Annotated in this window: 15 protein-coding genes; 13 read left to right on the top strand and 2 right to left on the bottom strand. The window is 67.0% G+C overall.

Annotated elements, in window-relative coordinates; genetic code table 11:
* Positions 1-114 precede the first annotated feature (114 nt).
* The 9 genes from FBY28_RS13020 to FBY28_RS12980 all read left to right on the top strand — a co-directional run bounded on the left by FBY28_RS13020 (position 115) and on the right by FBY28_RS12980 (position 7046).
* Positions 115-1116 carry an AAA family ATPase gene (locus tag FBY28_RS13020; protein ID WP_141867369.1) on the top strand — a complete coding sequence of 334 codons (1002 nt, stop codon included), beginning with the start codon at positions 115-117 and terminating at the stop codon, positions 1114-1116.
* Between the two features lie 7 nt (positions 1117-1123).
* Complete coding sequence (locus FBY28_RS13015; protein ID WP_141867367.1) at positions 1124-1993, top strand: DUF58 domain-containing protein; 870 nt, start codon at positions 1124-1126, stop codon at positions 1991-1993.
* Positions 1983-2450 (top strand): hypothetical protein, encoded by a 468-nt coding sequence (locus tag FBY28_RS13010; RefSeq protein ID WP_141867365.1) that lies wholly within the window; start codon positions 1983-1985, stop codon positions 2448-2450. The genes FBY28_RS13015 and FBY28_RS13010 overlap by 11 nt, the downstream gene beginning before the upstream one ends.
* Positions 2441-3376: a hypothetical protein gene (locus FBY28_RS13005; RefSeq protein ID WP_141867363.1), complete on the top strand. Its 936-nt coding sequence runs from the start codon at positions 2441-2443 to the stop codon at positions 3374-3376. The genes FBY28_RS13010 and FBY28_RS13005 overlap by 10 nt, the downstream gene beginning before the upstream one ends.
* On the top strand, positions 3373-4251 hold the full coding sequence (locus FBY28_RS13000) for a vWA domain-containing protein (RefSeq protein WP_141867361.1): 879 nt from the start codon (positions 3373-3375) through the stop codon (positions 4249-4251). The genes FBY28_RS13005 and FBY28_RS13000 overlap by 4 nt, the downstream gene beginning before the upstream one ends.
* Positions 4248-4859 (top strand): hypothetical protein, encoded by a 612-nt coding sequence (locus tag FBY28_RS12995; protein ID WP_216847657.1) that lies wholly within the window; start codon positions 4248-4250, stop codon positions 4857-4859. The genes FBY28_RS13000 and FBY28_RS12995 overlap by 4 nt, the downstream gene beginning before the upstream one ends.
* A 28-nt stretch (positions 4860-4887) precedes the next feature.
* On the top strand, positions 4888-5904 hold the full coding sequence (locus FBY28_RS12990) for a DNA topoisomerase IB (protein ID WP_141867359.1): 1017 nt from the start codon (positions 4888-4890) through the stop codon (positions 5902-5904).
* Between the two features lie 41 nt (positions 5905-5945).
* On the top strand, positions 5946-6203 hold the full coding sequence (locus FBY28_RS12985) for a DUF7218 family protein (protein WP_141867357.1): 258 nt from the start codon (positions 5946-5948) through the stop codon (positions 6201-6203).
* A gap of 78 nt (positions 6204-6281) precedes the next feature.
* A complete protein-coding gene (locus FBY28_RS12980) occupies positions 6282-7046 on the top strand; it encodes an endonuclease/exonuclease/phosphatase family protein (protein WP_141867355.1) in 765 nt (254 codons plus the stop codon).
* Here FBY28_RS12980 and FBY28_RS12975 read toward each other — a convergent pair.
* Positions 7043-7228 (bottom strand): hypothetical protein, encoded by a 186-nt coding sequence (locus tag FBY28_RS12975; RefSeq protein ID WP_141867353.1) that lies wholly within the window; start codon positions 7226-7228, stop codon positions 7043-7045. The two genes, FBY28_RS12980 and FBY28_RS12975, sit on opposite strands and share 4 nt — an antisense overlap.
* A gap of 86 nt (positions 7229-7314) precedes the next feature.
* Here FBY28_RS12975 and FBY28_RS12970 point away from each other — a divergent pair, with 86 nt between their 5' ends.
* From FBY28_RS12970 to FBY28_RS12955, 4 genes are all read left to right on the top strand, one after another.
* Positions 7315-7503, top strand: a complete 189-nt coding sequence (locus FBY28_RS12970; RefSeq protein ID WP_141867351.1) for a hypothetical protein — start codon at positions 7315-7317, stop codon at positions 7501-7503.
* Positions 7504-7557: 54 nt separating this feature from the next.
* Entirely contained in the window at positions 7558-9054 is a 1497-nt protein-coding gene (locus FBY28_RS12965) for an FAD-dependent oxidoreductase (RefSeq protein ID WP_141867349.1), read from the top strand.
* 46 nt (positions 9055-9100) lie between these two features.
* Positions 9101-10279, top strand: a complete 1179-nt coding sequence (locus FBY28_RS12960; protein WP_141867347.1) for a zinc-dependent alcohol dehydrogenase — start codon at positions 9101-9103, stop codon at positions 10277-10279.
* A gap of 172 nt (positions 10280-10451) precedes the next feature.
* Positions 10452-11585 (top strand): glycoside hydrolase 5 family protein, encoded by a 1134-nt coding sequence (locus tag FBY28_RS12955; RefSeq protein WP_141867345.1) that lies wholly within the window; start codon positions 10452-10454, stop codon positions 11583-11585.
* 16 nt (positions 11586-11601) lie between these two features.
* On the opposite strand, the gene FBY28_RS12950 is transcribed toward FBY28_RS12955, so the two are convergent.
* Entirely contained in the window at positions 11602-14109 is a 2508-nt protein-coding gene (locus FBY28_RS12950) for a DEAD/DEAH box helicase (RefSeq protein ID WP_141867343.1), read from the bottom strand.
* Between the last annotated feature and the right edge of the window lie 41 nt (positions 14110-14150).

Here is a 14150-nt window from a genome sequence, read left to right as displayed (position 1 = left end):
CCTGGTGGACCGGGGCGCACAGCCATCCGGCACCGGGTCGGGATTGCCCGGCATCGCTTGGCGATCGCCCATGGTGGGTATTCGTGGCCGGCCAGGCAACCTCCGGAAGGATCCATGACCGCTTCGCATCTGCAGCCCTCCGAGGCGGCAATAGGTGATGCCCGAGATGTCGCCGCCGCGGTGGCAGCCGAATTCTCCACCAAGGTCGTCGGGCAGCATCAGCTGCGCGAGTCCATGTTGCTCGCCTTGCTCGCCGGTGGGCACCTACTGGTCGAGAGCGTCCCAGGGCTGGCGAAGACCACCGCCGCGCGAGTGGTCGCCGAATCCATCGACGGCAGCTTCCGGCGCATCCAATGCACCCCCGATCTGCTGCCCAGCGACATCATCGGCACCCAGATCTATGAGGCCGCCAGCAACTCGTTCACCACCCGACTGGGGCCGGTGCACGCCAATATCGTGCTGCTCGACGAGATCAACCGTTCCAGCGCCAAGACCCAGAGCGCCATGTTGGAGGCGATGCAGGAACGCCAGACGACTATCGCCGGCGTGGAGTATCCGATCCCGTCCCCGTTCGTGGTGATCGCCACCCAGAACCCGGTGGACCAGGAGGGCACCTATCCGCTGTCGGAGGCCCAAACCGACCGCTTCATGCTCAAGGAGCTGGTGCAGTACCCCTCGGTCGAGGACGAGGTCGAGATCATCGAGCGGATGGATGCCGGACTCTACGATCGCGATCACCCCGCGCGCGCCGTCGTCACCGTCGACGACGTCCGCCGCGCCCAGGCCGCCGTGCGTGCCGTACACATGGACCGTGTGCTCGTGGAGTACGCGGGCCGGTTGGTCGGCGTGACCCGCGATCCGGACGGCCGGCTTCCCGCGAATATCGCCCGGCTGATCGAGTACGGGGCGAGCCCGCGTGCCACCATCGCATTCTGCCGCACCGCAAGGGCTTTGGCCGTCCTGCGTGGACGCAATCATGTCCTGCCCGACGATATCGCGCGGCTGGCACACCGAGTCCTGCGGCATCGGATGGTCCTGGGGTTCGAGGCCGCCAGCGCCAGAGTCACCCCCGATGCCGTGGTGGACGCGGTGTTGCGGGCCGTCCCGGTCCCCTGAGGCGGCGATGGGTAAGCACCTCGATGCGGCCAAGGCCTACATCGGCCGGGATGCGGCGGGCATGCTCGCCGGCGGTCGGTATGCCCTCGTGCACACCAGGAGCATGGAATTCGACGAGCTGCGGCCCTACGTCCCCGGCGACGACGTCCGCGACATCGACTGGAAGGCCACCGCGCGTTCCGGCCACCCCCTGGTCAAACAGTTCGTCACCGAGAAGCACCACAAGATCCTGGTCGTCGCCGACGGCGGCCGTAACGCCCGTGCCGAGACTCCGACCGGCGAGCCGAAATGGCAACTTACGGCCCATATCATCGGCGCAATCGGACTCATCACCCTGCCGCGCTCGGACGAGATCGGGCTGGTCACCGGCGATCGCCGGGGGTGCGTGGATATCGGCCTGCGGCGCGGCGAAACCCACATCGAACGCATGCTGCACCGCTATCACCAGCATATGAGCGGCCAACCTGATGTCAGCGATATCGTGGCCCAGTTGCAATGGGTGGCCCGCCATCAGCGCCATCCCTTGCTGGTCATCGTCGTCTCCGACGAGCCGGATATCAGCGACCGGTTGCGGGATGCGCTGCGGTCACTCGGCGCGCGCCACGATGTGTTGTGGGCGATGGTCGAGGACCGGCCCGCGGTGGATCCCGGCGATCCCGGCGCCGGGTACGACGTCGCCGACGGTCGCCGCGTGCTCGGCATCGATATCCTCGGCGAGAGGGTCGTGCGTGCCTACCGGCGAGCAGAAGAACAACGGAGACAGGATCTTTCGGAGTTCATGACCGAGCTGCGGGTGCCGCACGCGCGGATCGCCTCGAGCGCGGGTATTGCCCCGGCACTGGTGGCGATGACAGGGGTGTACGCCCGTGCCGGATGATCTGTTGAGGTACCTGATGGATGCGCCGCCGGCGTCGGTGGGATGGCTGTGGGGCGTCGGGATCATCGTCACCGCGGTCACCGGTTGGTACCTGGGTGTGCTGTGGTGGACCGCTCCGGGGCGGGCCGAACCCGCCGTGGTGGGAGCGGCGCGTACGGCGATGACGCGCCGGCGGGCGTTGCGAGCCATCGCCGATACCAGGAAGCGTTACCGGAGCGCCGATCTGAGTGCGCCGGCCGCCGCATCGGACCTCAGCGGACACGTGCGCCGCTTCCTGCGGGAGACCACCGGACAGCGCGCCGAGTATCTGCAGCTTCCCGAGATCGCCGAGGGCGCCCTGGCCCCCGCGGCACCCGTGCTCACCGCCCTCGATGACGTGCAGTTCAACCGCGTCACGATCACCGATGTCGAGGTCGCCGCCGACGCCGCGGAACGGCTGGTGCGCGAATGGATCTGACGTGGTGGGCCGTCGTGGTGTTCGCCTGCCTGGGTCTGGCGGGCTGCATCGCCGCCGCCCTGCTCTGGCCGTCCCGGGTTTCCGGGCGGCCGCCGCGCGCGCTGGCCAACACCCGGCGACTGACGGCCCTTCCGGAGTACGCGCGCGCCGCACGGCGACAGGCCGTCGCGGCCGCACTGAGCATCATCCTGCTGCTGGCGGCATTCTCGGCCGCAACGCTGGCCGCCGCGCGACCCACCGGTTTGCCCATCCCACAACGCCAGGCCGCGGCAGCTCAACCCGAAGACATCATGGTGTGCGTCGGTGCCGCGAACGACGACGCGGCGGTGCAGACCACCATGCGGTACTTCGCCGAGGCGGTCCGGGGGTTCGGCAGCGAGCGCATCGGCCTGACGTCGGTCGACCGACGCGTCATCCCGCTGACCCGTGACTATCAATACGCGGCGGCGCGGTTCGCCGATCCGGGGCAGTTGACCTCGACAGTCTCCTATGTCGACTATGCCCCGACGGTCCCGGACATCCTGGCGCTCTGTCTGACCGGATTCCCGGACTTCGAATCCGCGGCACCGCAACGCCGGTCGCTGATCTATATCGGACCGGCCGATATGCCGGACGATCCCGCGCCGGCGTTGTTCAGCGACGCCGCCGTGCGCGCGCTGGTTCGCGACGGCGCCGTGCAGGTCAATGCCGTCAGCACCGATGCCGGACTGCCTGCCGAGCTGGCCGAGGCCACCGGCGGACGCGCATACCCGGCCACCACCGATGTGGGTGCCCGGCTGGCCGAGATCCGCCGCAACCCACCGCCAGCGGTGCCCGATGCCGACGGGGCGGCCGCGTACGCGTCGGAGACCCCGGATCCCGCTGTGCTGGCGGCAATTCTCTCGATCGCCGCCGTGCTGCTGCTGCCGGTGGTGATCCGTCGATGACGCTGCAACCCGCGCTGCCGATATGGCTGCTCATCGCCGCAGGCGTACTGGTGATCACCGCGACCGCGATTGGCCTGCTCCGCAGGCGCGCCGCGATTGCCCTGCTCGTCATGGCGGCGGTGCTGCTGCTGGGCGCATTGGTGCGCCCGGTCATCGGTTCCGAACAGGCGGTGACCCGGGTCGCCGGCGACCGCGACCCGAACATCTTCGTGGTCGTCGACCGATCGCCCGATATGGCCGGGGCATCGATCATGCAGGCGCGCAGTGATATCGCGGCCCTGATCGACCGCTATCCCGGCGCCCGCTTCGCCGTCATCGGCTTCGCGGCCAGGCCATCGTTGGACTGGCCGTTGTCCGCCGATACGTGGAGCCTGCGCCCGCTGGCCGCCGCGATCGGCCCCGATGAGACCGCAGCCGTCGACAGCGCCAATGCCGGTGCCGCGGCGACCGTGTTGCGCTATCAGCTCATCGGGGCCACCCAGCAATTCCCGAGGGCCCGGAACATGGTGTTCTACCTGGGCGCCGGTGCACCCGAATCTGAGCTTCCGCCACGAGAATTCGCGCTACCCGATAATTCGGTGGACGGTGGTGCGGTGCTCGGCTACGGAAACGCCGGTGTATCGACCCTACAAACCGTCGCCGATCAACTCGGGGTGCCTTACCTCCCGCGCGACCCCGACAGTGCCCTCGAAGATCAGCTCGACGCGGACGATGTCACCGCAGGTGAGCCGGTGGCGACCAGGCAGGCGGCGTCAGGATTCGAGCTGTACTGGGTGCTCAGCGGCGCAGCAGCGGTTCTGCTGCTGTTCGCGCTCTACCAGGCGCTGCGGGAACTGCGCCGCACGCGGCTGGACCGGGTTGAGGTGAGCCGGTGACCTCCCTGCGCAGGAGAATGCTGGTGTTCTCCGCCCCCGCGGTCCTGGTCCTGCTGCTCATCGCCGGCCGGTTGACGTGGACCGGGCTGGCGGATGGTGATGCGGCGCAGCGGTTCTCCGATGGTGTCAGCGCGGCGCGTGATGGCCGACTCGTCGAGGCGGACGAGGACTTCGCAGCGGTGCTCGGTCGCGTCGATGGCGGTCGATCCTGTCCGCTGCGGGTCGATCTGGTCCTGGTGCGCGAGACCCTGGGTGACCGGGCGGTCGCGGACGTCGAGGCCGATGACGCACGCGAGCACTATCGCCGTGCCCGTGAGGTTGTCGAGCAGGCACCGCCGGGTTGCTTCGCAGGCAACACCGATGCCGATCCCGACCGCCGGGAAATTCGCGCGCAGGCGGCGGCCAGGCTGGACGCCAAGATCGCGGCGCTGTCGCAGCCGCTTCCGGCCGCTCCACCACCCCCGCCCGCCGGCGCGCCGCCGCCACCGGCAGCGACAGTCCCGGGGAACGCATCGACACCCGGTGTCCAGGAACGCCGACTGAATCCCGAGCAGGGCGATCCGCTGGATCGCCTCGGTGACATCCTGCGCGACGCCGAACAGGTGTAAAGCACTCGCCACCAGGGTAATAGGACGCATGCGGTTGCGGCGGAGTGTTCTCGACGGACCGGGTATCACCCGGCTGCGTAAGGGAAAGGGCTTCACCTATCGGGGTCCCGACGGTGAGCCGCTGGCGGACGCCGACCACTTGGCCCGCATCAAGGATCTCGTCATCCCGCCGGCCTGGCGCAAGGTGTGGATCAGCCCGTACGGCAACGGTCACATCCAGGCGGTGGGCACCGATGCAGCGGGCCGCAGGCAGTACCTCTACCACCAGGCCTGGCAGGAGGAGCGCGCCGAGGAGAAGTTCGACAGGGTGCTGGAGATGTCGACCGCGCTGCCCGCGTGGCGTGAGCGGATCGCCGCAGACCTCACCCGGCGCGGACTGTCCCGCGACCGGGTGCTGGCGCTGGCATTACACCTGCTCGATCTCGGCTACTTCCGCGCCGGCGGCGAGCAGTACGCCGAGGAACATGAGTCCTACGGACTGGCGACCCTGCAATGCGAGCACGTCACCCTGCGAAAAGGCGCGGTGGCCTTCGATTTTCCGGCCAAGAGCGGTGTGCGCAGAATATGGGAGATCGATGATCCCGAGGTGCTGCGTGCGGTGCGCTCGCTGATGCGCCGCGATGCCCGTAGCGAGCGATTGCTGTTGTGCCGCAACGATTCGGGCTGGGTCGACATCCACGCATCGGACCTGAACACGCGTTTCAAGGAGCTGGTCGGCGACGAGTACAGCGTCAAGGATCTGCGGACCTGGCACGGTACGGTGCTGGCGGCCGCGGCCTTCGCCGAGGCCGATCCGGGTGAGACGGAACGCCGACGCAAGCGCGCGGTGTCGGGGGTGATGAAACAGGTGTCCGAGGAACTGGGTAACACCCCGGCGGTGGCGCGGAGCTCGTATGTCGATCCGCGGGTGGTCGCAGGCTACGAGCAGGGCACAACGATCGCCGCCGCGGCCAAACGCGCCGCACGGCAGAAGGACCGGGCGGCCGCCGTGGCAATCCTGGAGAAGGCGACCCGCAGCCTGGTCCGCAAGGTCGCCAAGGGCTGACGGCCCCGTTTCGACCGGCATGCGGCCGGGAATCCACCTACATGCCGAATTCATCGATCAAGAACGAGAAGATGTATGAAGACCTGCGCGAGCAGGGCAATTCGAAGGAGAAGGCGGCACGCATCTCCAACGCGGTCGCTGCGCGGGGCAAATCCGCCGTCGCGCGCAAAGGGGGTGAGTCCGGATCCTACGAGGACTGGAACGTCGCCGACCTCAAGAAGCGTGCCAAGGAGCTCGGTATGACCGGCTACTCGAAACTGACCAAGGACAAGCTCGTCGACGAGCTGCGCAATCACTGACGCATCGACCCGGGGCACGCGGCCGGCACGGCTAAGGCGTCCGTGAAGTCGCCGACCAAACCTGGGTATCCATTGGTCATGCGGATCGCCACCTTCAACATCCTGCACGGACGCACTGTCGGCGAGGGCGTACACCCCGAGCGTCTGGCCGAGTGCATCAAACGCCTCGACCCGGACATCCTCGCGCTGCAGGAGGTCGACCTCGAACAGCAGCGATCGGGACGCGCCGATCTCACCGCGGTGGCGGCCGACGCGATGGGTGCGGTGGCGCACCAATTCGTTGCCGCGATCGCGGGAACACCGGGCGCTACCTGGATGGCGGCCCACGGTGCAGAACAGCCGGGTACCGCGGCGTACGGCATCTCGCTGCTCTCCCGATTCCCGGCCGCCAGTTGGCAGGTGGTCAGAATGCCCCGGATTCCGGTGCGATTTCCGCTGTATCTACCCGGGCCCAGGAAGGTGATCCTGGTCAAAGAGGAGCCCCGTGCCGCCGTGATCGCCGCACTGGACACGCCGCTGGGGCCGATATCGGTTGCCAATACCCATCTGTCGTTCGTGCCGGGATGGAATCGCCGGCAACTACGCCGATTGGTGCGTGATCTGCAGGGACTACCGGGCCCGCGCATCCTGACCGGCGATCTGAATCTGCCCCCCGACGTCGTGGCCCGCTGTACCGGCTTTCGATCGCTGGCCAGTGCCCCGACCTTTCCCGCGGACGCCCCGAACAGGCAGCTCGACCACATCCTCACCGACGCTTCCGGACTACGCGCGAGCTATGCCGAGGCACCTGCCGTCGAGTTGTCCGATCATCGTCCGCTGGTTGTCGATATCGAACTGCGTTAGTCGGCCTCGCTGCGCGCTTCGGCACCGGTCTGGCCGCTGTCGAAATCGTCATCGGAAAAGGTGCGGCCCACATATGAACCGCCGTCGTCGCCGTCGGCACGTGAGCCGGCTACCTTGGGATCGTCCTCGACGTCGGGCTCGCCGAGCTCGGATTCGTGCTTTTCGGGATCTGGACCTGTCATCGTCAACGGGTACCCACGACGGCGATGGCCAATCGATACCGGCCGATCTGGGTTGGCCGGGCCGAAAACGGGAAAGTACCTGAGCTATGGCTACTTACCGAGTTCTGAACCCGCACGGCGACATCGTCGACACCAAAGACATCGAGAGCGCCCAGGACGCGCACGCCTGGTTCGTCGATTCGAAGGCAGACAACTCCGAACTCGGCTGGCGCATGGAGGTCAAGTCCGATGACGGATGGGCCTTCTTCGACGACAGCGAGGGCACGTCGGACTGACGCCCGGTTCGGCCGGGTCGTTTGCACGTCCCGCAACCCGGGTATCGCGGCCCGATGACATCGCTATGGCTCGACGGCCGCGCCGGACGGGTTGACCCGGGCGCCCCGCTTGAAGAGCACACGTTCGACGTCGCGGTGGTCGGCGCCGGTATCACCGGCCTGACCACCGCGCTGTTGCTGGCGCGAGCGGGCAAGAAGGTGGTGGTGCTCGAAGCTCGTCACGTCGGGGCCGCGACGACCGGGAACACGACCGGCAAGGTCAGCCTGCTACAGGGCACAAAACTGTCGAGGATCAGGTCACATCATGATGACCGGGTGCTGCGCGCTTATGTCGAGGGCAATACCGAGGGCCGCGACTGGCTGCTGCACCATATGGACGCCCATGGGCTCAGCGTGCAACGCGAGGATGCTTATACCTACGCGCAGTTCGACTCCGGGATCGACTCCGCCCGAGCCGAACTCGCGGCGTGCGAAGCATCCGGGCTGCCTGCCGAATGGGTGGATGACGCCGACGTGCCCTTCCCGTTCGCCGGTGGGGTGCGGCTGCCGGACCAGGCACAGATCGATCCCATTCCGCTGCTGGACAGCCTCGTCGTCGAACTCGAACGGCACGATGGCACCCTGGTCCAGGGCGCGCGGGTGCGGGCGGTGTCGGTGGGCACACCGGCGCGGCTACGCATAGACCGGTCCGGCGACGTCTCGACGGTGACCGCCGAGCACTGCATCCTCGCGACCGGCATCCCCATCCTCGACCGAGGCGGCTTCTTCGCAAAGGTCAGTCCGCACCGATCGTATTGTGTCGCTTTCGATGTGCCAGGTGACATCACCCGGCCGATGTTCCTGTCCACGGACTCGCCGTCCCGGTCGGTGCGCTACGCCCCGACCCCCACCGGTGATCTGCTCATCGTCGGCGGCGGCAGTCACACCGTCGGCAGAGCACGGGACGCGGCAGGTGGTGTGCGCGAGCTGGTGCACTGGGCCAAGCAGCACTTTCCGGGAGCCGTGCAAACGCATTACTGGTCCGCGCAGGACTATTCGCCTATCGACGAATTACCCTATGCGGGACCGATTCTCCCGGGAAACCGGCATGTGTGGGTCGCCACCGGATTCGACAAATGGGGGATGACGAACGGGATCGCCGCGGCACTGGCGCTGTCCGGACAGATTCTCGGTGGGCACATGCCGTGGGCGAGCGCTTTCGCCGCGTGGAGCCCGCACGAATTGACCGGGCTGTCGACCGCGCTGAAGCACAATCTCTCGGTGGGCTATCACCTGGCCAAGGGCTGGGTCGAACCCGTTACCCGCCGTGCCGACCCCGACGAAGGGCGCGGCGTGGTGACCGGTCCGCCATGGCGACTGCACGCCGAGAGCGTCGTCGACGGGGTTCGCCGAACGGTCTCGCCGGTGTGCCCGCACCTGGGCGGCATCGTGTCCTGGAACGACGCCGACTGCGCGTGGGAATGCCCGCTGCACGGGTCCCGATTCGCTCCGGACGGAACACTGCTGGAAGGTCCGGCGACGCGCGATCTGACCGCGCATGAGAATTCGTGAGATCTGCCCCCGTTTCGGACCGCGATGCTCGGGTATCGCCTGCTGCATGAAAGCTGTCACCTGGCAAGGAAAACGCGATGTTCGGGTCGAACAGGTACCCGACCCGGAGATCGAACAGCCCACCGACGCGATAATCGAGGTCACCTCCACCAATATCTGCGGCTCCGATCTGCACCTGTACGAGGTGTTGGGGGCCTTCATGAATCCGGGCGACATCCTCGGCCACGAACCGATGGGAATCGTGCGGGAGGTGGGCGCCGACGTCACGAACCTCAAGGTCGGTGACCGGGTGGTGGTGCCGTTTCAGATCTCGTGCGGTTCCTGCTACATGTGCGACCTCGACCTCTACACGCAGTGCGAGACAACCCAGGTGCGCGAACACGGGATGGGTGCCGCATTGTTCGGCTACTCGGAACTCTACGGACAGGTGCCGGGCGGGCAGGCCGAACTGCTGCGGGTGCCACAGGCACAATTCACCCACATCAAGGTGCCCGAGGGTCCGCCGGACTCGCGATTCGTCTATCTGTCCGACGTGCTGCCGACCGCCTGGCAGGCGGTGGCCTATGCCGGCATCCCCGAGGGTGGTTCGGTCACGGTGCTCGGCCTCGGACCGATCGGCGACATGGCCGCACGCATCGCCGCCCATCTGGGATACGACGTCATCGCGGTGGATCGGGTACCCGAGCGTCTTGCGCGGGCGCAACAGCGGGGACTGCGCACGCTCGACCTCGACCAGAACCCCGAACTCGGCGAGGCGATCCGGGAGCTCACCGGCGGTCGCGGCACCGATTCGGTGATCGACGCCGTCGGCATGGAGGCCCACGGCTCACCGATAGCCAAAGTGGCACAACAGGTCAGCGGACTACTGCCCGATGCCCTGGCCAAACCGCTGCTACAGAAGGCGGGTGTCGACCGGCTGGATGCGCTGTACTCGGCGATCGACATCGTCCGCCGGGGCGGCACGATATCGCTGATCGGTGTCTACGGCGGAATGGCGGACCCGCTGCCCATGCTGACGCTGTTCGACAAGCAGGTACAACTACGGATGGGCCAGGCCAATGTCAAGAAATGGGTGGACGACATCATGCCGCTGCTCGGCGATGACGACCCGCTCGGTGTCGACACCTTCGCCACCCACTTGCTGCCGCTCGATCAGGCGCCGCACGCCTATGACATTTTCCAGCGCAAGGCCGACGGTGCGGTGAAGGTGATTCTCACGCCCTGAACAGTGACAACACATCGACCCGGCGCACCCAGCGTCGGGTCGATTTGTGTACGCCGGTGCCGATGCGGGTACGGTACGGCTGTCCGGGGGATCGATGACCACTGCGAAATCGAAGGACGACAACTTGGTACGTGATCTGAGACACACCAACGGGATTCGGTCAGATCGAACGGTGCGCCGCAGAACACTCCTCAAGGTTCCGTTGCTCGCGGCACCTGTGGCTGCAGCCCTGCCGGCGACGCCCACCGCCTCGGCGGCAGTGGCGGGCCGATGGTCGACCGATCGTGCGCACCGGTGGTTTCGCGCTCAGGGCTGGTTGGTCGGCGCCAACTACATCACCTCGAATGCCATCAATCAGCTGGAGATGTTCCAGGCAAAGACCTTCGACCCGGCGCGCATCGACAACGAGCTGCGGATGGCCCGCTCGATCGGATTGAACACGGTGCGGGTATTCCTGCACGATCAGCTGTGGACGCAGGATCGGGTCGGATTCCACCGTCGTCTGGGCCAATTCGTCGATATCGCGGCAAAGCACGGCATTCGGCCGCTATTGGTTCTTTTCGATTCGTGTTGGGATCCGCTGCCCCGCAGTGGGCCGCAACGCGCGCCCACCCGCGGGGTGCACAATTCCGGCTGGGTGCAGAGTCCCGGTGCCGAACGCCTCGACGACCGGCGCTACCGGCAGGTGTTGCAGGAATATGTCATCCGGGTGATCAGCCAGTTCCGCAACGACAACCGGGTCCTGGGCTGGGATCTGTGGAATGAGCCGGACAATCCCGCCGCGGTCTATGCGAAGACCGAGCGCAAGGACAAGCCCGAACTGGTGGCCGAGCTGCTGCCACAGGTGTTCCGCTGGGCGCGCACGGTGGATCCGGTCCAACCGCTGACCACCGGTGTCTGGGAAGGCGAATGGCGTGACGCTGCCCGGCGCAGCGAGATGGCGTCCATTCAACTGGATCTCGCCGATGTGCTGAGTTTTCACAGCTACGACAACCCTGCCGGATTCGAGAGGCGCATCGAGGAGCTCCAACCATGGGGCAGACCGATGATGTGTACCGAATACCTGGCGCGCACCGAGGGCAGCACCATCGAGGGTGTGCTGCCGGTGGCGAAACGACGCCACGTCGGCGCGTACACCTGGGGCCTGGTGGCGGGTAAGACGCAGACCTACCTGCCGTGGGACTCTTGGGACAAGCCCTATCTCGACCCGCCCCGGGAGTGGTTCCACGATCTGATCTTCGACGACGGCTGGCCATACCGACCGCGGGAGATCGACACGCTGCGCAGCCTCACCGGATCTCCGTGAGCTCCGGTGCCGTCGGCTAGTCCGCCCCCACGCTGATCAGGCGGACCACCGCTGCACCCTCCTCGTCGGAGGCGGCCAGGTCGATCTCGGCGACGATCGCCCAATCATGTTCGCGCGCAGGATCGTCGATGATCTGGCGCACCTCCCATCGGCCCGGTTGACGGTCGATGATCACCATGGCGGGCCCGCGTGCGTCCGGACCGATGCCGATATCGTCGTGCTCGTCGAAATAGTCCGCGCCGGCCTCAGCCCAACGCTGGGCGTTCCATCCGGAGCCGGAATCGAGTTCACCCAGTTCGGTCCAGCGTCGCCGCGCGAAAAGCTCCACCCGGCGGAAGAGGGCATTGCGCACCATGGCGGTGAAGGCGCGATCGTTGCCGGTCAGCGGCCGCGGCCGCGCCGGTACCGCCACCGGGACGTCATGGGGCAGTTCGGGGCTGGTCAGCTGCTCCCACTCATCGAGGAGGCTCGAATCGACCTGGCGGACAAGCTCACCGAGCCACTCGACGATATCGCTGACCTCTTCGGTGCGCGCCGCCGTCGGCACCCCCGAGCGCAGCGCCTTGAACGCATCCGACAGGTAACGCAACACCGCACCCTCGGAACGGGTGAGCCCGTACTGGCTGACGTACTCCCGGAACGTCATGGCCTTTTCCCACATCTCGCGGACCACGGACTTGGGCGACAGCGCCCCGTCGGCAGCCCATGGATTGGTCTGCAGATACACCGCGAAGGTGTGCTCCAACAATTCGGCCAGCGGCTTCGGATAGCTGATCTCGTCGAGCAGTTCGATACGCTCGTCGTACTCGATGCCCTCGGCCTTCATGGCCGCGACCGCCTCGCCCCTGGCCTTCTTCAGCTGTGCGGCCAGGATCTGGCGGGGATCCTCCAGCGTCGCCTCGATGACCGAAACCACATCCAGGGCATAGGTTTCTGCGCTGGCGTCCAGTACGTCGACCGCCGCGAGTGCGAAGGTGGACAGCGGCTGGTTCAACGCGAAGTCGGCCGGTAGATCCACGGTCAACCGGTAGCGCCGCCCGTCGGGCTCCGGGGTGTCGAGACGCTGCACGATCCCGGCCTGCAGCAGGGAGCGGGCGATGCCCAGCGTCTCGCGGATCAGTCTGAGCTGCCGCTTGCGCGGTTCGTGATTGTCGGTGAGCAACCGGCGCATCGCGGCGAACGGGTCACCGGGCCTGTCGACGATATCGAGCACCATGGCAGTCGAGACTCGCATGCTGCTGGTGAGCGCTTCGGGAGTGGCCTCGACGAGTCGGGTCATGGTCTTCTCGCTCCACGGCACCATCCCCTCGGGAACCTTGCGACGTACCAGCTTCCGTCGCTTCTTGGGATCCTCGGCGACCTTGGCGAATTGTTTGAGGTTCTCCACCTCGTGCTCGGGCGCCTGCACCACGACGTTGCCGATCGTGTCGAATCCGGCCCGCCCCGCGCGCCCGGCGATCTGATGGAACTCGCGGGCGTTGAGCAACCGGGTGCGGGTGCCGTCGTATTTCGACAGCGCCGAGAACACCACCGTGCGGATCGGCACGTTGATCCCCACACCGAGGGTGTCGGTACCGCAGATGACCTTCAACAAACCCGCCTGGGCGAGTTGTTCGACCAGCCGCCGGTATTTGGGCAGCATGCCGGCGTGGTGGACGCCGATACCGTGGCGCACCAGCCGCGACAGCGTCGACCCGAATGACGTGGAGAATCGGAAGGCGCCGATGTGTTCGGCGATGGCGGCCTTTTCCTGCTTGGTGGACACGTTGACGCTCATCAGGGCCTGGGCCCGCTCGAGCGCGGAGGCCTGGGTGAAGTGCACCACGTAGATCGGCGCCTGCCGGGTGTTGAGCAGTTCACCGATCGTCTCGTGCATCGGCGTCGTGGCATAGGAGTAGAACAACGGCACCGGACGCTCGGCGCCGGTGACCAGCGCGGTGGGTCGACCGGTGCGCCGGGTGAGGTCCTCGCGCAGGAATGTGACATCACCGAGGGTGGCGGACATGAGCAGGAACTGGGCCCTCGGCAACTCCAGCAGCGGAACCTGCCAGGCCCAGCCGCGGTCGGGATCACCGTAGAAATGGAACTCGTCCATCACCACCAGACCGATATCGGCTTCGCTGCCCTCCCGCAGGGCGACATTGGCCAGGATCTCCGCGGTGCAGGCGATGATCGGGGCGTCGGCGTTGACCGACGCGTCCCCGGTCAGCATGCCGACATTGTCTGCGCCGAACACCTCGCAGAGGGCGAAGAACTTCTCACTGACCAATGCCTTGATCGGTGCGGTGTAGAAACTGACCCGATCACCGGCCAGCGCGGCGTAGATGGCGCCGGTGGCGACCAGTGACTTGCCCGATCCGGTCGGTGTCGCCAGGACCACGTTGCTCCCGGAAACCAACTCGATCAGCGCCTCCTCCTGCGCGGGATAGAGCTGGGTGCCGTTGCCCGCCGCCCACTCACCGAAGGCGGTGAACAGCGCATCGGGGTCGGCATCCGGGTCGGGTGAAAGGGGAGCGGCAGTCATGTCGACCACCAGCCTGCCCGACGCGACCACGACGGCGAGGT

This window comes from Arthrobacter sp. SLBN-53 (genome assembly GCF_006715585.1).
In the GTDB taxonomy this organism is placed as follows: Bacteria; Actinomycetota; Actinomycetes; order Mycobacteriales; family Mycobacteriaceae; genus Mycobacterium; species Mycobacterium neoaurum_A.
This window is presented reverse-complemented; position numbering and strand designations above follow the sequence as displayed.